The sequence below is a fragment of the Pseudanabaena sp. CCNP1317 genome (genome assembly GCF_034931345.1).
In the GTDB taxonomy this organism is placed as follows: domain Bacteria; phylum Cyanobacteriota; class Cyanobacteriia; order Pseudanabaenales; family Pseudanabaenaceae; genus Pseudanabaena; species Pseudanabaena galeata.
The window spans coordinates 1-21,729 of record NZ_JAYGIF010000058.1; the positions used below are offsets into that span (position 1 = coordinate 1).

Genomic DNA, 21,729 nt, shown 5'->3' on the forward strand with positions numbered 1-21,729 from the left:
AGAAACTTGCAAATAAGCTTGCTTATCAAGACAACTTTTTAGGACGAGACTTAGCCACTTTACCCGCCTGTTTCGGCTTCCCCTGAGAAACTTTCTTCTCCTTCGCAGTAGCAACCTTACCCAAATTCGGCTTAGCCGCCTCATCCAAATCGCCAAACTTCTTCGACCACCACTTCTCCTGAGAAGACCAGAAAAAGACCACATCCGCATGATCCTTGCGTTGCCGCGCCTGAACATCCGCACACTTCAACATTACCTTATCCACACCATCCTTATGGTAGGGAAACTTAGCCAAAGGCTTGCCACAGACAGGACAAGCAAAACTAGTAACCTCCGCCATCACTGCATTCTCACCCTTCGGTTGAGGAATCTCCCACTGATTGCGGCGATCACTCCAAAACATGACCAGATTCTCACAGCCATGCTCACACTTGAGAAAATGCCCACCACTCACCTTCTTAGAAGGAATCTTACTGAGAGGATGACTGCAATTAGGACAAGCCACATCTGAAAGCTCATTTTTACGATCGCTTGGCTGTAAATCCGCACCGAGATTTGTATAAGCCCGCGCCAACATCGGCTGAAAATAGGACTGATGCCAACCAATCAAATAGCTTTGCCACTCCAACTTACCCACCGAGATTTCATCCAAAGTCGTCTCCATCCCTGCGGTAAAATCGGCTCTGAGCAGATCGGGAAAAGTTTTATGCAACACATCATCCGTAGACATTCCCAAAGCCGAAGGTTCGAGAACCTTACCCTTAAGTAACACATAGGTTCTATCCTTCAGCGTCTTCACGATCGCGGCAAAAGTACTCGGTCTACCCACACCCTGACGCTCTAGCACCTGTACCAACTTCGCCTCGCTATACCGCGCAGGAGGTTGAGTTTGTTTCTGCGTAAAACCTGCATTTGCCAAAGCCAAGGTCTGACCGCTCGTTAAAGCAGGAATATGTTTATCCTTACTCAGATCATTCCAATAGCGCGTATAACCCGCAAAGGTGAGAATACTGCCTCTAGTTTGCCAGAGCGTCGAACCTGCCTGAATAATCACCCGACTTTTCTGAATCAAAGCATTCGCACATTGAGAGGCAACGGCTCTACGCCAGATTAACTCATAGAGTTGATGCTGTTTGGCACTGAGATGATCTCTAACCGTTTTCGGAGTAATACTCAAATAGGTAGGACGAATCGCTTCATGGGCGGATTGAGCATTCGCCTGTTCACGATGACGAGTAGTTTTCTTAGGGACATTATCAGGATCGTGTTTCGATAGCCATTCCTTCACCTCAGCACAAAACTCAGGCGCGAGACTAGTGCTATCCGTGCGGTGATAGGTAATCAAACCCTTCCGACCTTGGGGCAAATCGACACCCTCAAACAACTCTTGAGCCAATTTCATTGTCTCTTCAGGCGATAGCCCTAATCTCACTGAAGCAGCTTGCTGGAGCGAACTGGTAATGAAAGGTGGTAATGGTGATTTCTGAGCAGTCACACCCGTTGCTTCGCGAACGATATGGGGATGATTACGGGCTACTTGAATAATTCGGGCTGCTTCCGCTTCCGACAATATCCGTTTTGACTCCACCGTAGATTCTGTATTCACTTCCGCCGCATCATCGGTGACATCCTGATCGTCAAGCACTGGCTCAATTTCACTACTACCAGCATAGAAAGCCGTGAAGCCTTCAGTATATTCTGTCCATACCGACCAGTAAGTAATCGGCACAAAGGTATTAATCTCCCGTTCGCGCTGACAGACAATATGCAAAGCAACTGACTGCACCCGACCAGCCGAGCTACCGCCACTAGTCCGTCTTACCAAAGGTGAAACCTTAAACCCAATCAACCGATCTAAGCATTGCCTAGCCCGTTGCGCTGAAATCAGATTCAAATCTAACTGATGTGCATTGGCGATCGCCGCCTTAACCGCCGTAGGCGTAATCTGGTTATAGACAGCGCGTTTAGGATTACGGAGATGAAGTTGCTGTTGTAAATGCCATGCGATCCCCTCACCCTCGCGATCGCCATCGGTCGCAAGCACCACCTCTGAAGCATTTTTTACAGCCGCCCGAAGTTTAGCGACGACCTGTTGTCCTTTACCTTCGGTTAATTGATAGCGACATTCAATTTTGTTGGTATCTTTGTGCATCGTAAAGCCCAAGCTATCTTCACCATCTTTGGCTAGTTCCGTAAAGTGACCAAAGGAAGCTTCCACTTGCCATTCATTACCGAGGATGGCTTGGATGGTTTTGCATTTAGATGGAGATTCAACGAGTAACAGCTTTTTCATATTTTTGTACCTGTGTAAACTTTATCGTTAAATGGAACTATTTCTGATTTTCAAGAGGTTTGGTTTGCTGTGCATTCAACATGGCGACAGCCCTACTGATATTGGCTGCATCTCGATCAGTGACATTTGATTCAATGATTTTGCCTTGCGACTCCACAAGGATCGGATTAACAGGGCGATCCTTTGCCTTTAAAGTCATCATATCCGATGCTTTTTCGAGACTGAACTTGTAATTCCCCTTACCATCAGGACGCTCAAAGATAAGATTATTGCCATCTTCTTGACCCTGAACTTGCAGCAATTCTCGACAATCACGCGCCAGCTTGAGGTCACGTTCATCATTAGTTGCCTTATCAGTGGAAGTTTGCGAAGTTTCCTGTTCAGCACCATCGCGTTTATTTTCGGTTTTGTCTTTACCCAGTTTAGCTAAGCCATCAAACATCGACAGAGCGATCGCTTGAATCTGGGCTGCATAATTAATCTGATTCTGCTCTTGAATAGCGATACTCACCAATTGAGCTTCATTACTATCGGAATCGGGATTACGGCTTGGTGCATAAGCCAAATCCCATTCTTCATCGAATACATCGTCTTTATCTTCCATAGTAAAATCTGTCAAATTAATTGGATAATTCTCTCGTTCAGCGATCGCTAAAATGTTGACTATATGAATATCGACAAGCTGATTAAAAGCCGTCACAAACTGGGCGATATTAACATCAGGATTAGCGGTAATCATCGTGTTTTCCTAGCGCTCTAGCTGGGGTTGAATAGGTTCTATTTTCAAGCGCGGCAATTTATCAGCAACGGAGGCAGGTTGACCCATGCGCTGAAAAATCTGCTTGAAACTAGCCAAATCCTCTGGAGTCATTGACTGAGCAGTGATTTGTCCTTTATCAGTTCGCAAAATGTTTTCCCCCCTATCGTTGGCGATCGCGATATCGCCACTTTCATTCTTTTGCAAGGTATAGTTCTCACCCTTAAAAGTCTCTCTTCCTGTCTGACTGAGAAAATTATCGACAACGACAACCGCTCTAGAGCCAGCAGGAGCCAGATCTCCCATCTTGGCGATCGCAGCAGGATAACCTTGCTTTTGGGTCAGGTCAGCCAGATCGATATTGGTGGTCTGCACAGCAGTCTGTGTAAAGTCGATTTGCTGGTCGAGCGTGGTGCGATCGGCACTGAAAACAGCACGATTGTTGGCTAACTCAAACTTCGCGATTTCACTACCACCTTGCTCAGAGATCGCATAGACATTATCTTGAGCCTGAATCCTATAGGCTTCAGCTTCATATTTACCATCAACACCCAACTTGGTAACTAGAGCCACTGAGACAGCCGCCATCACCTGTTGCCGAAAATCATCAAACAATAAAGGATTAGAACGCCCCAACTCATCGAGATCGCTTACACCATCACCATCCGTATCACGACTTCGAGGGTTTAACCCCATGCGGATCTCATCCACATCCCTAATGCCGTCGCCATCGGTATCGCGACTGAGCGAGTCTGATTGTTCCTGTTTAGTAGTAATCTCTCGTGACTCAACATCGATGTAGTTTTTCTTAGCCAAAATTGGCATCGGCGGCTGTGATGATTGCGAAAGTGGATGGCGATCGCTACCAGATAAAGGCGATGGCTTAATTGGCGAGTTCGGTAACATCGCAAAATCAGGTTCATCTTTATCGCGATTGCGTGGATTGGCGATGACAATACTGGTATCTGTCGCAGTAGCCGCAGTATTGGAAAGATCGGGTGCAGCCTGATATCTGCGCCACCAATCATCCATGATGTCCTGATCCCATTCCTTAGCAACCTTGTCCCACGCCGCATCACTAAAGCCAGATGGTTGCGCCTCAGCTTCTTGTTTACCTGCATCGCCTTTTTGCTGTTCATCCTCTTTCTTGGCTAGTAAAAGTTTTAGTAATTCGGCTAAAGCCTCAATCGTAGTTTGAGCGATCGCTAGTTGTTGGGAATTTGCTTGTGATGCTTCTGATGATTGAATAAAGACCATAGTGTACTCCTATAAACCTTCAGCCCAAGCAGGAACAGTGGACTTAGGTGTTGCAGGAGTATCCTTCGCAGGTAAAGGAAAGTTATCTAGAAAGTAATCCTTACGAGCCAAGATCGCCGCGTCGGTAATGGGGATTTGATGCCCTTCCTGTTCTAGTTCGACTTTTAGAGCCTCCCATCTAGATTTACTGTTTTCCGCCCGATCCGCATCAACTTTAGGGATTTTGATATTGCAGCGACGGGGGACATTCGCTTCTTTCTTGGAGCTATAACCAGGGGAAATGAGAATACAGTTACCTTGCGGTAATTTGAGAAAATCCTCTGGTGCAAATAGTTTGCGAGTTCTTTCCTGATCCGATGTACTGGTGCTAGTCTTACCACCGCCTGAACTCCGCGATTTTGACTTGTATTTGAGATGTTCGTCACCGAGATAGTCCGAAAAAATCTTTGCTGATTCAGGTTCGAGGGGATTGAAAATCGCTTTAGTGGCACAACCACCGAAAATTGCCCTAGATACCTCTTTGCCATAGGTTTCTTCTAACTGGACGAGGTTTTGGAAACCCAACATACAAGAAAGTCCGTCTTCACGGTGAACGTTTAGCCATTGGACAAGACTCGGTAAATAGAGGGTCGGCAACTCATCGATCGCGACAAGGAGAGGATCTTCACGTTTGCTGGTGACATTGCGGGTGACGATCATATGCAGGACAGTCGCTAAAAGCGGGGCAACCACATCTTGCTTTTCGCGTTTCATACCGATCACTAGCAGATGCTTACCTTTTAAGTTCATCGGAATCGTGGTCTTGCCACAAAATACGCTGAGAATATCGGGAGACATGAAACGACTGAAGAGAATACTCGCCGTCGAGATTACGGAAGCAACCGTTTTCTCAGAGTCAGCCATGGAAATCAACTGTCCAAAACTGGTTTCTACCCAAGTCGGTAGATTCGCATTTTGGACTCTGGCGGGAAGATTATTCGCGCCTAATGCTTTGGCACAGAAAATAATATCGGGATAAGGCGTTGTCTTGGCTAGTAACAGCACGGCTTGAATCAGTTGATCGCCGCTATTGGTAAAGAAAGGATCTTCATTACCTTTGCCTCCTGATTTAAAGTTGCGATTCAGGACGATCGCCACTTGTCTTGCCATATCCACATCCGTCGCATCGCGAATAAAGTCAAGGGGATTACAGATCCCGCTTTCAGGAAAGCTAGGGGCAAAGATACTGACCTTGTATCCTGCATCCGCCGCGATTCCTGCAATCCGTGAGGACTGCTCCGCATATTTGTAGTCGTAGAGAATAATCGGAAATCCTTGATCGATCGCACTGCGAATGGCAGGATCGATCACCCCATAGGTTTTACCCGAACCAGTGCCACCCAGCACAGCAATGCCGCGATTAGCATCGGGTAGCCAAATTGTCCGATCTGTTTTTGATACCTGAATGACTTTGGGCTTTTCGCCCTCGACTGGTTTTTCATGATTCGGTGTCGCCACGCCTGGGCTGGAGATTAGTTCAGCAGGAAAGACTAATTTAGGCTTAACCACAAACAAAGTCAGCTTATTGCGTTCGCGACGATTAATTTGCTCCTTAGCTTTTTTTCGCGCCGCCGCAATCTCCGTTCCACCGACCCAATGGGCATGAGCTAATTTGTTTTTGCTACTACCGCCTGTCCGCCCCAGTAAAACCATGCCGACAATACAAGCCGCAATAATTCCACCCGTAGGCGTAAATAGCTGACTGGTAATGAAAGCAATTTCGGGTGGTAATCCTATGGAATTAGACTTTTTCTGCTCTACAGGAGCAACGCTGTCAACTGTTAATGATTGAGCAGAAACTGATGGACTTACACAGGTTGCCAAGACAGCGATCGCCAATAACAACAGATGCTTTTGCCAATTTAATAATTTCAAAATATGCATGACTATTGCCTATTTACTTTTGTTTTTAGTAGTCGAGAGCGACAGGTTGGCGGTGGCGTTACTGGGAACGACGTAAGGAATCGTATTCTTTTCGCGCAGGACTAGAAACGGCAAGGGTGGCGAAATGTAGGGAGTACAGCCTAAGTCCACAAACCACGCGCGTTGACACCAACGAAACCGCAACCCAAGCGTGACCGTACCTGAAGCTTCATCCAAAGACTCAATCGTTACCCGAAATGCATCACCAAACGGATGATTGCCAGCCGGACCGCGATTGCCAAACAAACCACCTAAAAATCCATAACCGTCAGGAACCTGTTGCGCGGCTGTCATCCATTGTTTGCCCGTATAGTAGCCACCGAAAAAGTCGGTCACTTCAATATGCGGACATTCTGCATAGGAATCATCACAGGCTACCGCTTGAAACCCCGATGCAGTCATCCCACCACTAATTGGATTGACTCGATTTTTCTCTTTAGTGCCAAGGGCAATATCGACAATGCCAAAACGGACATTAGGTAACAACGTCGGTGCATTAGGAAATTGCGAAAGGCTGAGTTTACCCAAACCCGCAGCATTCAAATTGGACAGGAGTAAACTTGATGCACCCTCAATATTTGCTAGGGGCAATTGGGCAAAGCCTGGAATTGTATCAAGGCTGTAGGTATTAAGCTGAGAACCAAGACTGCTCAAGGAGCTATTGCCAAATTCAGGAAAAGCATTTAGTAACTGCCCGACCGTAAGTTCACTGCCCAGACTTGCAAGGTTGGCAACACCAGTCTGTTGCAGAGCCAGATCGAGAATTGGTTTGACTTGGCTCAAGGGTTGGTTACTAAGATCGGGCAGCGATCGCAACAAACTACTAATTGTCAGTTGTGAAGCAAGATCGCCGAGTTGTCCGAGACTGACATTACCGATCGCCACACCCGATTTATCAGCGATCGCCTGTAAACTCATCTGCTCTAAACCCATCGACTGAAACGAACCCACGGTCAGATATCGATCTGGACTGACCAGACTCCCAACTGTGAGATTATTCAATGCCGATGGTGAAAGTAGCTGCGATAGTTGTTGACGTAGCTGTGGGGTGACTTGAATCTGCGGCAAGTTTTCTAAACTAATTCTCGTGAAATCGGGAATCTGCGATGATTGCACATTTCCAGTATTTTGAGCGACCTTGGGCAAAGATTGCGCGTAAGTGATATGGGGATTGAGAACAGCGATCACCACAAGGGGAATTGCTAAAGCTGTCAGTGGCAAGATATGTCGAAACATATTAAAAATCCAAAGAGGTTTTACTAGATCGATTTAGAAGTGCGGGTTTAAGCGGTGTAAGGCGAGGAATTTGGGCATCAGGCACAATTTCTAAAATGCTGTAGGCGGGTGTTGGTTCGTTCAGCACTAATTGAAATTGGTATAGATTTCTTCCCCCACCTGCGCCTGTTGTAATCACAGTTAGGGATGTGAGATTTCCCCTTGCGGCACTTGGTAAGTTCATTTCCAAATCAATTGGCTGGGCAAGTTGCCGCAGATTAATTACGGTTGCGCCGCAATTGCTATCCTTTGCACCGTCTGTACAGAGGGGACTGTCATAATCCATCACCACTTTAGAAGGATTGCCCAACCATACTTTTTTGATGATCTCGCCCGTTTTGATGAAGCTGATATTCAAAGACTGCATCGGCGATAGTCTCACCACCGAGGTCACACCACTGACACCCATCGCTTGACTGACCCCAACCTGACGCTTAGCAGGAAATATGGGATTAGCCTGAGCGATCGCGGGTAAGAACAAGACTAGAAAAGCGATTAGTCCTGAGATGGAATATTTCTGACATGGTAAAAATCTCATAACCATAGAACTCAACAACTGATAGAAGTTAATTAGAAAGTCACAGACTGATTCACAAATACCTGTAGTTCTTTACCTGCGGGGATAAAGAAGACGTTAGGACGGGTTTTGATTTCTTCGAGCGCCTGTTGACTGCGACGATTCAAAGTTTCTGAGAGAATGCCAAAGCCACCACTGAGCGCCGCTCCAATATAATTCGGTGGTGGTGCTGTATTAACCGTAGAACTACCCCCAAGCGTAGATATGCTGCTGGTACTAGTCGGACTGTTGGTGAGTTTGCCAACTTCAGCAAGGGCGGAGGTCAGAAAAGTGCCTACGTCCATGCCGCTAATTTCCGAACCGCGATCGAAGTATTTATCTGCAATCAACGGCGCACCATCCGCACCACGAATCGTAATCGCATTGGCAGGAGGCGTAAGCTCTCGACCATTGATCACGATTCCAACCACATCTAATTCCGATAATCCTGATTTAGCATCCAAGGGACGCGCAACCACAATTAGAGACGCATTCGCAGGAATGGCAACTTTCCCATCCGCCGTTGAAATTGCTTCTTGGAGCGTGACGATAAATTTCGGGATTAGTCCAGGGGCAGAGCCAATCACCCGACTACCATCAGTGGAGAACACCAACGCTGTTTTCAATGATGCTCTTGCGGTAGTCCCCACTAGCAAAGTATTGGCATTGATAGCCTGAAGTGACTTTTCGGATTGGGCGAGATAACTGGTTAAGGAATCTGAGCGCGGTTTCTCAATCACAAGGCTTTGGGTGCTGGCATTACTAGCGATCGCGGGATTAGGGAAGATCGCTTTCGGCATTTCGGTGGGAGCCGCCAGATTTCCGTAACTACCAATGCTTGCCAATCTCTGCCATTCTTCGGCAGGATTTTTGACTTCCGCAGGTGGACTAGCGGCAAAAATACGCGAAGGCATCACCATCGGTTCGACTGGCGACATGATTTGTCGTACAGGATAGATGGGCGCACTTGCCAATGGCGGCGCTGAGAGGTTGCTGACTACTACAGGTGACTCAAGAGTGCGATCGCTAGATTTCGTCGCATTTGGGTCTGGCTTGTCCTTATCTTTGGCATCAAGTTTAGAATCTGATTTCGGTAAAACGGCTGGACGCAATGTTTTCGATTTACCTGCGGAAAGCTGACTACCCAAAGCCAAATCGGTCTTGAACTTAGCGATTTCTGCATCTTTGGGATCGAGGGTGGAAGCGACAACAGTATTGGCATCTTTGCCACCAGATTTCGCATCTAAGGGCTTAGCACTGGATGACATGACACTATTCATGAATAGTCCGACTAGCAAAAAGCCGAATAAGCCCGCGCCGCCGACTAAAGCAATTTTAGAAAAAGGACTACTAATCAGTCCCCGTATGGTGCGATGCTCCTCTGGATCGAGATCGTCATCTTCATCAACATCGTTGGTTTCACCACCAGTATCAGGCGGTAGATCAGGCTGAAAACCCGTTAGATAGGCAAAGTCAATTTCATCAGCTTTTACATTAGCTTTTTCAGTGGCTAATGGCTGTTCGGCAACTTCCGTAATCATGGCAACTCCTGTCACATATTTAATCCAATATCGAGAAAATGAGAAAGCCTTATTTCAGATCGGTTCTGGCAAGGTCACGCATGGCATAGATTTCTAAACCAGAGGCTCTAACTTTGAAAATGGCTTGCTCCAACGGCGAAGCATCAGCTTTGAGATTCGGGACATCGATCGCCTGAATGAAGATTTCTTTGTTAAAGGGAACCGATTCACCAACTTGATTGCTGGGACTAAAAGTAACTAGATTTGCCACAAGGTTGACTTTCCATTTCCCCTTTTCAATCTCTTCAGGTGCAGTAATGCTCTGAGGCACTAAAATCACTTTGCTCCCACCTGAAAATACTTCTGTCGGTGTTAATTCCGCGATCGACGAAAGTAAACCTTTGCGGAAGTCTTCCGAAAAGCCAAAGCTAGCTTGCCAAGCAATTGTGGTAATTTTCTTCTTCAGTCCTTGAGCGGAGGTAACTTCCACACCAGGATCGAGAACGGGTTTCCCATTCTGAGCATCTGAAGGCAATTCACCTGTCCATGTCATCAGAGAAAGCAATTGCTGAGTCACAAACTGCTTCACAATTTCAGGCGATCTGGCTTTGTTCTCCATCGTGATCGCGGTAATCGCTTTACCGCCAACTAGCTGCACCAATGTTGGTGGTTTCTGGGAAGCAAGGGAGAGATATGCCCCCGTCAGGGCAATTAGTCCCAAGCTATTGAGAGCCGATAAGCCCAATATGCCAAACAGGATGGAGACGACCAGTACATCTTTAGGAGTTTTGGCTTTACTGGGAGAGGATGGCGCAGGAATAAAACTATGCAAAGCAGTAGTTTCATCTGTTGTGCTTTCTGTATATGAATTCATTTTGATTACCTACTTAGAAATTCGTAGCCCGATATTTAAACCTGCCGAAGCCGCCGCACTTGCTGCCGAAAGAATGGCACTGAAGATAGCCATACCGCCACCAGCCGATAGGGCTAGGGCAAGAATTGGCGCAAGCAGTCCAAGGGTAATTGCGATCGAGAGCGTATCTAATTGGGCGGAAGCAGCGATCGCGGTGGCGGCAAGTCCTGTAATGATGTTCAAACTTAGCTTTGCCATGCCCAATGACCAGAATCCTGTCATCCATGCATAGAGTGGCTTTGCGCCGATAGGTAGCAGTGAAGCACCGACGGCAAGGGGACCGAGTAAACCTGTGAGCAGAAACCCGACTTCAATCAGTGCCTGAAAAGCCGACTGCATGGCGATCATAAAAGTCTCGATCGCCGCCAACATAATTGAGCGGGCAATGATTGTGCCGGGGAACAGATTCGTAACTGCTTCCAGTGGGTTTTCGCTTGCCTTATCGATTTGTTTTTTTAACTTGCCAATCAAAGCCGCCGCCACTGCACCGTAGTTTGTTTCATATCCACTCAGCAATGCTTGTGCTTTGGTATTCACTTCTTGCAAGCAAGCTTGCATTTCCGTATTTTTAGTGATGCTATTGCATTGCTGGCGATAGGCAATTATTTGCTCTTGGGCAACAGAGAAATCGGCTAGGGCGGATAGGGTTTTCTCTAATTTGGCGGTTGAGGTAATCGCACCTAGCACCGAGTTATTGGCATTGTTGATTACTGTCCGCATCCCATTGGTTAGCCCAATTAGGTTTTGACCGCCATTGGTGAGCAGCACAATCACGATGATCGGCCAGATTAATTCACCGAATTGTCGATAACTCTGGTCATCAATCAGGTTCTTGGTAAATTGGATTGTCCATAGCAGCAAAGAAGCTACGGCAATAATGAGTCCGAGATTGGTAAGAGCTTTGTAGAGAGTGCCATTGAAGGCAAGTTCCCACGTATCTTGCCATGCTCCCTGCACGGCTAGTGATACCTCCTCTGAATTGTTGACAATAACTTGAGCAATCAGCATGGTTAATCTCTTTAGCGTAGGAAGGTATAGGGCATCCGTTGTTGAATCGTAGAGTTGCGTTCCATCACCCGCTCTTGGCGATCGCCTTTGAGGGCGGTATTAATCTGGTCAAGATTGAGCAGGGAGGTTGCACCTTGCTGAGTTTGTTGTACTTGCAAAGCAAGTTGCTGCGCCTCGATCTGAGTGCGTTGGCTATTTTGTTCGGCGACTTGAGCATTCTGGTCGGATAGCACGCTAATTTGATTGGCAACATTACCAAGCTGATTGGCATTGTTGCCAAACTGGGAAGCAATATTCGAGAGAATTGCCGAATTGCCCGAATTTTGTTGCGCCACAATTTTGAGTACATCCTGTGTGGCTACGGCTCCTTGCGCTTGCTGCGATAGCATATCTACCTGTTGAGCGCTAGAAAATGCACTCTGAGCAAAGCTGACTGAGTTTGCCGCGATTTGTTGGGCGGTGCTAGCGATCGCGGCATTGGTTTGAGCGCCTGTAGTTGTATTTAGCGATAGCTGTCCGACATTCTGAGCGTTGAGCATCATCTCTTCAAGGGTTTTCTTCAGCCTTGCTTGCCCTTCTTCTCCCAAGACATTTTGGATAGAAGTATTGGTAACTGAAGCAGTAACCATCCCTTGATTTGTAAAGGTGCCATTTAACCCAGCGCTGTTAAATGCGCCTTTAATCGAGGCAAGTACGGCTGCTTCAGCTTTGCTAGGGTCTGGGATGCCTAGTTGTCCAATTGATTGGGTAATTGCGGCTTGAACTTGGGGCAGGTATTGTCCCAGCGCCTTGTCTAGTTGCGCTTTCAGGAAGTCACCAGAGTTAATCGAGGTAATCAGTTGATTGACCTGCGCGATTAATCCTGTAAGTTCCGTGGGAACTGGTAATTGGAGCGCACTTGCATCTCTGGGACTCGTCAGAATTAGCGAACAAGTAACGAAACTGATGGCGATCGCTTTGTAGGTTAGACGATTGATTTTCATAGTTTTGTAGGAAAGTTGCTCAGAATTGGAAATCAAAGGACGGCTTCAGGTAATTTGAGCTTGCGCCCATCTCGCAAAGCACTAGCCATCTCTCGCGAAAAAGCAGCTAATCCTTTGTATGGATCTGCTAGCGAATCCATGAAAGCAGTACGCGCTTCCTGCTCGTCGGGGTTATTTGCCACAACTCCAAGCTGGATATAGCTGGGAAAGAAGCGCACGAAGGTATAAATCCCGCCATCGTCCAGTAACCATTGCGAATAAATCGATTCCCGTTTGGGGTAAAAGCGCTCCTCCGCATTCTGAGCAATCACCGCTCTGGGATATTTGAGAATGCTGACAAAACTATCTACTGCCGAGGGTTGAATTCTGCCAATCAATCTCGTTGATAGGTTTTGGAGAATCTTGGAAGCCGATGGCGATCTGGCGATCGTGTCAGGGTCTTGGGCGGAAATAATCACCTTGATACCAGCCTTAGCTCCATTGGCACAGAGCCGCGCTACCATTTCTGAGATCGTCGGATATTCAAACAGGATCGGGGCTTCATCAATAAACAAGATACTGGCTGGCGATGATAAAGCACGTCTGAGGGCTGCTGAGTATGCAGATAGGGCAAGTATGGCAGCATCTTCCGCTTCCGATAAGTTTCGCAGCGCAAATACCAACAGTCGCGCATCACTGCGAAACGTAGATGGACGTGAAATCGCTTGACCAATGCGAGAGTTTAGCCAAAACCGTAATTGAATCGTGATTTGATTGGTAGCTTGATCGATCTGTTCGCTGCTTGCTACATCCGCCTCAATCTCAGATTTTCCTTGATGCAGAAAATAATCCAAGAAATCTGACAGGGTGGGCATCTGACTCCATGCTTCAGTACCGAATCCATCGGCGATCGCCAGATCGTATCGGGATTTAATCTGCTCGTCATCAAAGAAGGCATTAACCACAGGCACTAACAAAGCCCGAATTAGTTGCCGCAGTTGTCTTTCCGATGAGGATAGGTCATGCTGACTTGCTCCGAATACCATCGTCATCAGCGCTGATTCCACAAAGGATTTGAAATCTCGCAGACGCTCTTCCGCTTGCTCAGAGGCGAATGCTCTTAAATCTGGCAGTTCGAGTAGGTTTGATGACTCTTTACTGATATCGAAATATGCGCCTATATCGCCAATAAAACGGGTGTAGTCCGTAAACGTACTCGTACCATCAGGTTTCGGGAAATCAAGCGCAACAATTTGCTGGTTGTTGCATAAGGCTTGCGATATAAAAGCTGATACCAATACCGACTTACCCGCCCGAGTGGTCGCAAAAATACCAATATTCCGATGCTTTCGCACATCCAGATACAGAGGCATACCGCCTTCTTCGGTAATCAATTCAAAGCCAGTCTCATCGACCGATCTGGGCATAACACAACCCGTAAAAGCAACCGCTTCATCAGATAGATAAACATGACGGCGGGGAAAGGGTTGAGCTAACAAATTGCCAACCGTAATTGGTAAGGTCTGTTTCCACATCAACCACGCATATTCAGTTTCCCGCTCTACCCATGCAGGACGTTGAAAACAACTGCAAAAATAACGACAGGCATCATCAAGGGCATTGGGACTAGGACGGCGGATTAATATCGCTACAGCCACGTTGATCGGAATTGCGCCCTCATAGAGTGCTTCCTGTGCTTTGACTGCTCTTTGCTGTTTTAACGAAGCATTGACATTGATGTTATTCAAGGAAGCGGATTGCTCTTGCGAAACAATGCTTTGCTTGGTCACACGCTGCATATTCGCTTTGACAATCGTTTCATTTGCCCTTGTGAACTGACAAAAAACTTCGGTGTTTGATATCGCATCACGGGCGATCGCTTCCCAGAGATAGCGCATCTGTTTACCCTTGGATACCCAACCGCCTGGCTTATCCATGAAGGTGAGTACGCCAATATATTCACCCTTTAGATGCACGAAACCATTATCAGCAAAGGGAATTGAGTCAGGACGCTCTAGCAATAATGTTTTCATATGCACTTGCGTCGTCACCTGTTCCTGCACACCGCGATCTGACATCACCAGCAATTGCGGAATCGGTGGTGCTTCACTGCTGTTAAATTGTTGCCAGAGATGTTCCCACAGTTCGCGATCTGTTAAGGGTCGCAAATCCAAACCCATGCGATTGGATAGAATCTGTTCCCAGTTTAGAAACCCATCGGTAAAGGCTTTGGCAAAAGCAATCTCATGGCGCTCCTGCTCTGCTTCTTTTTCTTGTCCAACCAATTGCTGATAAAGCTTCTGCACCCAAGCCAGCACTTTTTCTAGAGCATCATTGCCCTCGGCAGTCGATCCGCGAATCGTGTAGGTTGCATAGAGGCGTAGGAATTTAGGTTTTCTCAAACCTGCTTTGGATAGCTCCTGTACCCTTTGCTTTTCACCCATCACCAGAAACTTTAACTGCGGCGTATCAGCTTGTTCGTAAAGTTCTTGGAGTTGATTTTGGCGATCGCGATCTGAGCTAACCGAACCAAAATGCACTGTCAGCTTCTCACCATCAGGGATATCTTTCAAACCCGATTGGATCGCGTCAAACATTGAAGTTTCTTGTTCAGCAGACAGAGTGGTATGAATACCTTTAGATTCCCAACCAAACACAAACTGCAATGATTCTAGTGATGAGTTACCTTGTTTAAGGACAAAGCAACTCACTGTCCGATCTCGCAGCTCGAATTTGAGGATGCATTCGACGGCAAGCTCCTTTTCAAAGTGCTTATAGCCTTTACGATTAACTTTTGGATTAGCGACGGACATATCTTTTTAGCTCCTGTTTGCTCATATCCCTGTACCGATACGCACCTCGCGTCCATCTTGGTACGGGGATGAATTTTGATAGAAACCGATAGGGTTTAGAACCCGTTAAAATCCACCATGTCGTATCCCCCCATGCCACGATTATTGATACCCACAGCCATGACATATTCAGAAACACGTAGCAAATCATAAATAGCGTGAAGCTGATGATTGCCCAAGGAATAATCAGTTCGGTGGGAAAGGGACCAATCTTCGGACTTGCGCCCAGAATTGCATTGACCTTACGGAATTTGTACTCATCTGACATGGTTTCTAAACCCCAGTAATAACTGCGGCTAGGATGTCTCCCATAGTCACTGTCACCACCAGAATCAAAGGAGTACGCGCTAATTGCTGCCAATCATCGTCATTTCTAGCCGATTGGATCACTTTTACTAATCCAATCCCTAGATAAATCACAAATAATGCTCGCAGCACGTTAAAGATTAAGGCAACTAAAGATGCATCTATTCCAGGAATCGCACCACCTAACCATGTCTGGGTTTTGTTGAAAAACTGGGCTTGGGCTGGCTCGATTGTAAAAATCAACAGTAATCCGATCAGGAAGCCAATTCCCGTTCCTAGCAATAAAACAGGGCTGTACTTGTGATTTCGCAAATGCTGCTCAACTTTGCCATACAGCATCAATAATGTCTTGGGAAAAGCCAACAGCAAGCCAATAAAGGCAAGTAATGCGGTCAGGTACATGCTTCTAGAACAGGAGAAGGCAATGACGATTCCGACAATCGTGGCGGTTAAGGCTGCTACCTGTGGGTCTTGAATTCTGTTGAAGAATTTAGAACCATTGCGATGAGGAGTATAGGTAACTCTCATCCCATCGTTTGAGGATGTTTTCATTTTTTCAATATAGGAGAAATTGGGCTTCTTTGCTTGACTGCATCTTGCACCATAGTCCTGTTTTGGTCAATCACCGAAGCTGGACACAGTGATGATTTAGGCTGTATTTGCAACATCACGCTTACGACGATGATCTGCTAAAGCGTCATTTAAACCACATCGGAGATATTGCGATCTCAGTCGCCATAACCCTGTCCTTTCGATCCCTAGAACCTTGATTATTGCTGGGATAGCGGCTCCATTGTGCATAGCTAGCAACACTTGAGCGCGATTGAGCATAGAGATGTGACTAGTCCCCTTGCGACAAAGCTTTAGGCATTGCTGATAATCAGCATTTGAGAGTGTTAGTTTTAGTCTTTCCATGTTGCATATGACGTTTTGTTAAGTTGTTTGTAAAGTAGAGCCAAATGCACATTTTTCGTTAGTTTTTTAGTCGTTTAGATCACTATTCATTTAGTTGTCGGACAATCAATGGTTAATTTATTTGGCTAGAATGTTTAATATGATACTGTACATTCTCTTTTTCATTCATATCAATTATCTATTTGAAAGAAACTTAATCGAGTCTGATATCTTCAGCAATATTTCCATTGTCTATTAGTTCAGAATTTACTGGATTTGTTTGAGATAGAATCTTGTTTGTTGATTACAGATTAGTCCCCGAATGGAAAATCTATGCACTTCCCCATCAGATGTACTATAGCGGTAGCCATGTAAAGTGATGTTAAAGCTATAAACTAGATTAGGAAAAGTTTTCTAATTAGCTATAACTAGACCATGAGGATCTTGGCATGATGGGGATAGTGGATATGCAAGCATAGCTTAAGGACTAAATAAGGTTCAAAGTAAAAATAAGGCTCTGGTAAGATTGAAGTTGAAAATGATTATCAATTTTTATTGCCATGCCAGCCAAGTCAAAAACACAGCCTATAAAAACTGATGATGCACCAACCTGTGAGATTCATCTGGTGCATCTAGATAAGGTGGTTGCTTGTCAGTCTGAGATATTCTCGCCCAAACAAGCACAACAGATGGCAGATTTTTTTGCAGTGTTATCCGACCCTCATCGATTGCGCCTCATCTCTGCTCTCGCAGGACAAGAACTATGTGTTTGTGATTTGGCTGTAGCCATGAAAATGAGTGATTCTGCGGTGTCTCATCAACTGCGAATTTTGCGATCGGCGAGATTAGTCACGTACCGTAAAGAAGGGCGTAATGTTTATTACAGCCTTGCAGACGAGCATATTGTCAACCTCTATCGAGAAGTTGCCGAGCATTTACAAGAAGTTTAATCCTAAAAAATTTATTGATTAAATTTACTGCTAATCTATTGAATAGTTATTCAAGTATTCAGAGGTATGTATGGCAAAAAGTTGTTGTGGTGATGATGAGCCTAAAAATTCTAAGAAGCATGATCACGACCATGATCATAGTCATGATCATGGTAATGGTGCTGATTCTTCAGGGCTTAAGGGTGAGGTAATTACAATTGCAGCGACAATTGTGCTATTTACAATTGGTCTCATTTTTGAAGAGCGATTACATGAGATGAACTATTGGGTAGTAGATCATGCGATATTCACAGTTGCCTACTTATTGAGTGGATGGAGCGTTCTTAAAGTTGCGGGAAGGAATATTTTGCGTGGTCGCTTCTTTGATGAGAATTTCTTAATGACGATCGCTACAGTAGGCGCATTTGCCATTCACAAATTGCCTGAAGCAGTTGCGGTCATGCTGTTTTACAAAATCGGTGAATTGTTTCAAGACATGGCGATCGGCAATTCACGGCGATCAATCAAATCTCTTTTAGAAGTCCGTCCCGATGTCGCTTTTCGTCAAACCGAGTCTGGTGTGGAACAAATTTCTCCAGAATCTGTATCTGTCGGTGAAGTAATCATCGTCAAAGCAGGAGAGAAAATCCCCCTTGATGGTGAAGTCATTGCAGGTAATGCTCAACTAAATACGGCGGCACTGACTGGAGAATCCGTTCCTCGTGCTGTTGGCATTGGTGATATGGTTTTATCAGGCATGATCAATGAGACTGGATACCTAACTGTGCGCGTGACTAAGGTTTATGGTGAGTCTTCAATCGCCAAGATTCTCGATTTAGTCGAAAATGCCAGTAGTCAGAAGGCGGAAACCGAGAAATTTATTACGCAGTTTGCCCGCATCTATACGCCGATTGTGGTATTCATCTCTTTAGCAGTGGCAACGATTCCACCATTAGTAATTCAAGGAGCAACTCAAGCCGAATGGTTCTATCGCGCCTTAGTTATTTTGGTGATTTCCTGTCCTTGTGGTTTGGTGATTAGTATTCCATTAGGATACTTTGGTGGTGTTGGCGGTGCAGCAAAGCGCGGTATCTTGGTTAAAGGTTCCACTTTCCTCGATACCTTAGCGGCGGTGAAAGTAGTTGCTTTTGATAAAACAGGAACTTTAACTCAAGGCAACTTTAAGGTAGCTAAGATTGCTCCTAGCAATGGATTTACAGAATCAGAACTACTAGAGATTGCCGCAAAAGTAGAAGCGAGATCGAATCATCCTGTTGCCAAATCGATTCTGGAAGCTTATGGAAAAGCTCCTGATCTGTCTGACATGGGCGAGTTTGAAGAGATTGCTGGTCATGGTGTGCGATCGCAGATTAACAATCAAACTGGCAATCAAACTGTCTTTGCGGGTAATGAACGTCTTTTACAACGCGAAAAAATTGCTTACACAATTCCTTCCAATCAAGGCACAATTGTCCATCTAGCAGTTGACCAAGTTTATGCTGGCTATATTCAGATTGCTGACGAACTCAAAGATGATGCAGATCAAGCAATTCGATCTCTAAAACAACAGGGCATTCATACGGTAATGCTCACAGGTGATCGCGACAGTGTGGCAAAGATTATTGCAGGACGTTTGGGCGTAAATAGCTACTACGCCGATCTCTTGCCTGAAGGAAAAGTTGATGTCCTCGATAAGCTCTTAAAAAATGTCAAAAAGGGAGAGAAAGTTGCTTTTGTTGGGGATGGCATCAATGATGCACCTGTTCTCGCTAGATCTGATGTGGGGATTGCGATGGGTGGATTGGGTTCTGATGCGGCGATTGAGACTGCTGATGTGGTGCTGATGACTGACGCTCCTTCTAAGGTATCGGAAGCGATCGCCATCGGACAAAAAACGCACCGTATCGTCCTCCAAAATATCTACCTAGCTATGGGTATCAAAGGATTATTCATTGTGCTTGGTTCCTTTGGTGTAGCAAATATGTGGGAAGCGATTTTCGCTGATGTTGGTATGGCTTTGTTAGCGATCGCCAATGCAACTAGAGTTCTCAAATAAATTTCATCTAATTATGTTCAAATTTACATTCATTATTTTTTCATTGTTTTTCATCTCTGGGAATACAGCAGCATTTTCCCACGTAATCTCGACATCAGATAAAACTAAGCCTAGTGTTGTAGATTTAGTCAAACATGGTAAAGAGTTATGGGATAAAAAGGATATAGCTAGTGCATTAGCTGACTATCAACTAGCCGCCACCATCGAATCTAAAAACGCCAAAATTCAAGCAAGTATTGGCTTCCTGTTTATCCAACAAAGTAAGTTCCCAGAGGCGATCGCTGCATTTCAACAAGCCATTCGTTTAGATAATAAAGATGTAAAATCTCTAATTGGTCTAGGTTTCACATACACTCAGCAGAAAAACTTTACAGAAGCATTGGGATTTTATCAGCGCGTGATAGCCATCGATCCTAAAAATATTGATGCTTATCAAAGTATTGGCTATATTTTCGATAGTCAAAATGATCTTGCAAATGCGGTTAGAGCATATCAACAACTGATTACCATTGCTCCAAATAATGTGAAAGCATATCTTGATCTAGGTCATGTTTTTGAAAAGCAGCAGAACATCCAAGCCGCTTCAGATATCTATGCCAAAGCTGTCCGCCTTGCTCCCACCAATCCAGATGTTTTATTTACTAGCGTAAGTTTAGACCGAGCAAAGATTACAACAGAAGAAGCGATCGCAAGGTATCAGCAGATTCTTAAAATTAATCCTCGTCATCTTGAAACAAATCTAATGATCGCCCAAGCTCTAACTACACAAGGCAAATTAGATGAAGCTATTGGTTTTTATAAAACTGCTGCCAAACTTAAACCCAATCCACTTATACAACAAGTAATCGCCACTTTATATATTGGGCAAAATAAACTTTCTATGGCAATCATTACCTACCGTGAAATCATCAAAAACAATCCTGAAGATGCCCTTGCCCACTTTAATATGGGTAAAATCTTGGCACAACAAAAGCGTAACCAAGAAGCTGTGCAGTCATTTCAACGAGCAGAAGAACTATATACCCGCCTAGGTGATCTTAAAGCTATAAATGAAGTCCAAGCAGCCATTAAAGATCTCAAATAGTCAATTTATCAGTCAAATCCGAATTAAAAATCATGAACGAAAATATTCCTGAAGAGACCATCTCATCCACTGCTCAAAAAGTCAAGGAACTCCGCAAGCAACAGCGATCGCATAGTTGGTTACAGCGATATCAACGCCCGATTATGGCTGGTATTTCCACGTTAGGAGTGGTTATTACTGCCTATCTAACCTTTGTTAGTTTTTCCCAATCGTCAGTGGCTTGTCCAACTAATGCCTGTGATGTTGTGCTTACCTCTCCCTATGCCAAAATTTTTGGCTTGCCACTATCTCTATTTGGTTGCTTGGGTTATGCCAGTATGATTGCTTTTGCGATCGCGCCTCTACTGGTTAAGCAAGAACAAAAAGAACTTCGTACCAAGCTAGATAACTGGACAGGATTACTACTCTTTATGGGTGGTACTGCCATGATGATATTTAGTGGTTACTTGATTTATTTGCTAGTTACTGTAATTCAAGCCGCTTGTATTTATTGCATCGCTTCTGCACTTCTATCTACTAGTTTATTTGTATTTTCTATCATCGGTCGTAAATGGGAAGATATCGGAAAATTATTCTTCACAGGTGCGCTCATCGCCACTCTCACAATTGTCGGGACATTTGTTGTTTATGGAAGTGTGAATAAACCGATCGCTAGTGTAACTCTACCCGTTGATGCTGCCACAGGAAAACAAATTGTCCAAACACCAACAGCAAGACCTAAAAAGGGAATTGGATGGGAAGTTACGACAACTTCAGGCAATGCCGAAATTGCCCTAGCTAAGCATCTCAAACAAATCGGGGCAAAGATGTATGTTCTCTATACCTGTCCGCATTGCTACAAACAAAAGCAACTTTTTGGCAAAGAAGCTTTAGCCGAATTGAACTGGATTGAGTGCCTTCCTGATGGTAAAAATGCCCAGCCTCAACTATGCGAAGCAGCTAAGATTCAGACAGTACCTACATGGGATATCAATGGCAAGTTTTATCAAGGTGAGCAAACACTTCAAAAGCTTGCTGATTTGTCAGGCTATCAAGGCGATCGTAACTTTCTTTATATGCTGCCTGATCATTAACCCTCAAAAAAGCTGTTACCAACATTTTTGTT

18 protein-coding genes are annotated in these 21,729 nt (G+C 45.1%); 4 read left to right on the forward strand and 14 right to left on the reverse strand.

Features of this window, described 5'->3' with window-relative positions:
• Positions 1 to 25: 25 nt before the first annotated feature.
• The 14 genes from topA to VB775_RS12225 all read right to left on the reverse strand — a co-directional run bounded on the left by topA (position 26) and on the right by VB775_RS12225 (position 16,576).
• Positions 26 to 2,293, reverse strand: coding sequence for a type I DNA topoisomerase (gene topA, locus VB775_RS12160; protein WP_281010086.1), 2,268 nt, complete (start codon positions 2,291 to 2,293; stop codon positions 26 to 28).
• A 37-nt stretch (positions 2,294 to 2,330) separates the two neighbouring features.
• Positions 2,331 to 3,032, reverse strand: coding sequence for a hypothetical protein (locus VB775_RS12165; RefSeq protein WP_281010085.1), 702 nt, complete (start codon positions 3,030 to 3,032; stop codon positions 2,331 to 2,333).
• 9 nt (positions 3,033 to 3,041) lie between these two features.
• Positions 3,042 to 4,307 carry a hypothetical protein gene (locus VB775_RS12170; RefSeq protein ID WP_281010084.1) on the reverse strand — a complete coding sequence of 422 codons (1,266 nt, stop codon included), beginning with the start codon at positions 4,305 to 4,307 and terminating at the stop codon, positions 3,042 to 3,044.
• 9 nt (positions 4,308 to 4,316) lie between these two features.
• Entirely contained in the window at positions 4,317 to 6,230 is a 1,914-nt protein-coding gene (locus VB775_RS12175; protein ID WP_281010083.1) for a type IV secretory system conjugative DNA transfer family protein, read from the reverse strand.
• 9 nt (positions 6,231 to 6,239) lie between these two features.
• On the reverse strand, positions 6,240 to 7,505 hold the full coding sequence (locus tag VB775_RS12180; protein ID WP_281010082.1) for a hypothetical protein: 1,266 nt from the start codon (positions 7,503 to 7,505) through the stop codon (positions 6,240 to 6,242).
• 1 nt (position 7,506) lies between these two features.
• The gene (locus VB775_RS12185) at positions 7,507 to 8,082 is read right to left on the reverse strand and encodes a hypothetical protein (protein WP_281010080.1); all 576 of its coding nucleotides are present in this window, start codon (positions 8,080 to 8,082) and stop codon (positions 7,507 to 7,509) included.
• 32 nt (positions 8,083 to 8,114) lie between these two features.
• Positions 8,115 to 9,656: a TrbI/VirB10 family protein gene (locus tag VB775_RS12190; protein WP_281010079.1), complete on the reverse strand. Its 1,542-nt coding sequence runs from the start codon at positions 9,654 to 9,656 to the stop codon at positions 8,115 to 8,117.
• A gap of 34 nt (positions 9,657 to 9,690) precedes the next feature.
• Positions 9,691 to 10,494, reverse strand: coding sequence for a hypothetical protein (locus VB775_RS12195; RefSeq protein WP_281010078.1), 804 nt, complete (start codon positions 10,492 to 10,494; stop codon positions 9,691 to 9,693).
• 9 nt (positions 10,495 to 10,503) lie between these two features.
• On the reverse strand, positions 10,504 to 11,541 hold the full coding sequence (locus VB775_RS12200) for a hypothetical protein (RefSeq protein WP_281010077.1): 1,038 nt from the start codon (positions 11,539 to 11,541) through the stop codon (positions 10,504 to 10,506).
• A gap of 11 nt (positions 11,542 to 11,552) precedes the next feature.
• Positions 11,553 to 12,524 carry a hypothetical protein gene (locus VB775_RS12205; RefSeq protein ID WP_281010076.1) on the reverse strand — a complete coding sequence of 324 codons (972 nt, stop codon included), beginning with the start codon at positions 12,522 to 12,524 and terminating at the stop codon, positions 11,553 to 11,555.
• A gap of 32 nt (positions 12,525 to 12,556) precedes the next feature.
• Positions 12,557 to 15,316 (reverse strand): hypothetical protein, encoded by a 2,760-nt coding sequence (locus VB775_RS12210; RefSeq protein WP_281010075.1) that lies wholly within the window; start codon positions 15,314 to 15,316, stop codon positions 12,557 to 12,559.
• The gene (locus VB775_RS12215) at positions 15,303 to 15,623 is read right to left on the reverse strand and encodes a hypothetical protein (protein WP_281010074.1); all 321 of its coding nucleotides are present in this window, start codon (positions 15,621 to 15,623) and stop codon (positions 15,303 to 15,305) included. Before VB775_RS12215 ends, VB775_RS12210 begins: the two co-directional genes overlap by 14 nt.
• 5 nt (positions 15,624 to 15,628) lie before the next feature.
• A complete protein-coding gene (locus VB775_RS12220; protein WP_281010073.1) occupies positions 15,629 to 16,213 on the reverse strand; it encodes a hypothetical protein in 585 nt (194 codons plus the stop codon).
• A 96-nt stretch (positions 16,214 to 16,309) separates the two neighbouring features.
• Complete coding sequence (locus VB775_RS12225) at positions 16,310 to 16,576, reverse strand: hypothetical protein (protein WP_281010072.1); 267 nt, start codon at positions 16,574 to 16,576, stop codon at positions 16,310 to 16,312.
• A 539-nt stretch (positions 16,577 to 17,115) separates the two neighbouring features.
• Here VB775_RS12225 and VB775_RS12230 point away from each other — a divergent pair.
• The 4 genes from VB775_RS12230 to VB775_RS12245 all read left to right on the forward strand — a co-directional run bounded on the left by VB775_RS12230 (position 17,116) and on the right by VB775_RS12245 (position 21,697).
• Entirely contained in the window at positions 17,116 to 17,505 is a 390-nt protein-coding gene (locus tag VB775_RS12230; RefSeq protein WP_281010071.1) for an ArsR/SmtB family transcription factor, read from the forward strand.
• 70 nt (positions 17,506 to 17,575) lie between these two features.
• On the forward strand, positions 17,576 to 19,540 hold the full coding sequence (locus VB775_RS12235) for a heavy metal translocating P-type ATPase (protein WP_281010069.1): 1,965 nt from the start codon (positions 17,576 to 17,578) through the stop codon (positions 19,538 to 19,540).
• 13 nt (positions 19,541 to 19,553) lie between these two features.
• Complete coding sequence (locus tag VB775_RS12240; protein ID WP_281010068.1) at positions 19,554 to 20,624, forward strand: tetratricopeptide repeat protein; 1,071 nt, start codon at positions 19,554 to 19,556, stop codon at positions 20,622 to 20,624.
• Positions 20,625 to 20,656: 32 nt separating this feature from the next.
• Entirely contained in the window at positions 20,657 to 21,697 is a 1,041-nt protein-coding gene (locus VB775_RS12245; protein WP_281010067.1) for a vitamin K epoxide reductase family protein, read from the forward strand.
• Positions 21,698 to 21,729 lie beyond the last annotated feature (32 nt).

Coding starts and splice junctions, on each gene's coding strand:
- topA (WP_281010086.1), bottom strand. CDS start 2,293: ATGAAAAAGCTGTTACTCGTTGAATCTCCATCTAAATGCAAAACCATC.
- VB775_RS12165 (WP_281010085.1), bottom strand. CDS start 3,032: ATGATTACCGCTAATCCTGATGTTAATATCGCCCAGTTTGTGACGGCT.
- VB775_RS12170 (WP_281010084.1), bottom strand. CDS start 4,307: ATGGTCTTTATTCAATCATCAGAAGCATCACAAGCAAATTCCCAACAA.
- VB775_RS12175 (WP_281010083.1), bottom strand. CDS start 6,230: ATGCATATTTTGAAATTATTAAATTGGCAAAAGCATCTGTTGTTATTG.
- VB775_RS12180 (WP_281010082.1), bottom strand. CDS start 7,505: ATGTTTCGACATATCTTGCCACTGACAGCTTTAGCAATTCCCCTTGTG.
- VB775_RS12185 (WP_281010080.1), bottom strand. CDS start 8,082: ATGAGATTTTTACCATGTCAGAAATATTCCATCTCAGGACTAATCGCT.
- VB775_RS12195 (WP_281010078.1), bottom strand. CDS start 10,494: ATGAATTCATATACAGAAAGCACAACAGATGAAACTACTGCTTTGCAT.
- VB775_RS12200 (WP_281010077.1), bottom strand. CDS start 11,541: ATGCTGATTGCTCAAGTTATTGTCAACAATTCAGAGGAGGTATCACTA.
- VB775_RS12205 (WP_281010076.1), bottom strand. CDS start 12,524: ATGAAAATCAATCGTCTAACCTACAAAGCGATCGCCATCAGTTTCGTT.
- VB775_RS12210 (WP_281010075.1), bottom strand. CDS start 15,316: ATGTCCGTCGCTAATCCAAAAGTTAATCGTAAAGGCTATAAGCACTTT.
- VB775_RS12215 (WP_281010074.1), bottom strand. CDS start 15,623: ATGTCAGATGAGTACAAATTCCGTAAGGTCAATGCAATTCTGGGCGCA.
- VB775_RS12220 (WP_281010073.1), bottom strand. CDS start 16,213: ATGAAAACATCCTCAAACGATGGGATGAGAGTTACCTATACTCCTCAT.
- VB775_RS12225 (WP_281010072.1), bottom strand. CDS start 16,576: ATGGAAAGACTAAAACTAACACTCTCAAATGCTGATTATCAGCAATGC.
- VB775_RS12230 (WP_281010071.1), top strand. CDS start 17,116: ATGCCAGCCAAGTCAAAAACACAGCCTATAAAAACTGATGATGCACCA.
- VB775_RS12235 (WP_281010069.1), top strand. CDS start 17,576: ATGGCAAAAAGTTGTTGTGGTGATGATGAGCCTAAAAATTCTAAGAAG.
- VB775_RS12240 (WP_281010068.1), top strand. CDS start 19,554: ATGTTCAAATTTACATTCATTATTTTTTCATTGTTTTTCATCTCTGGG.
- VB775_RS12245 (WP_281010067.1), top strand. CDS start 20,657: ATGAACGAAAATATTCCTGAAGAGACCATCTCATCCACTGCTCAAAAA.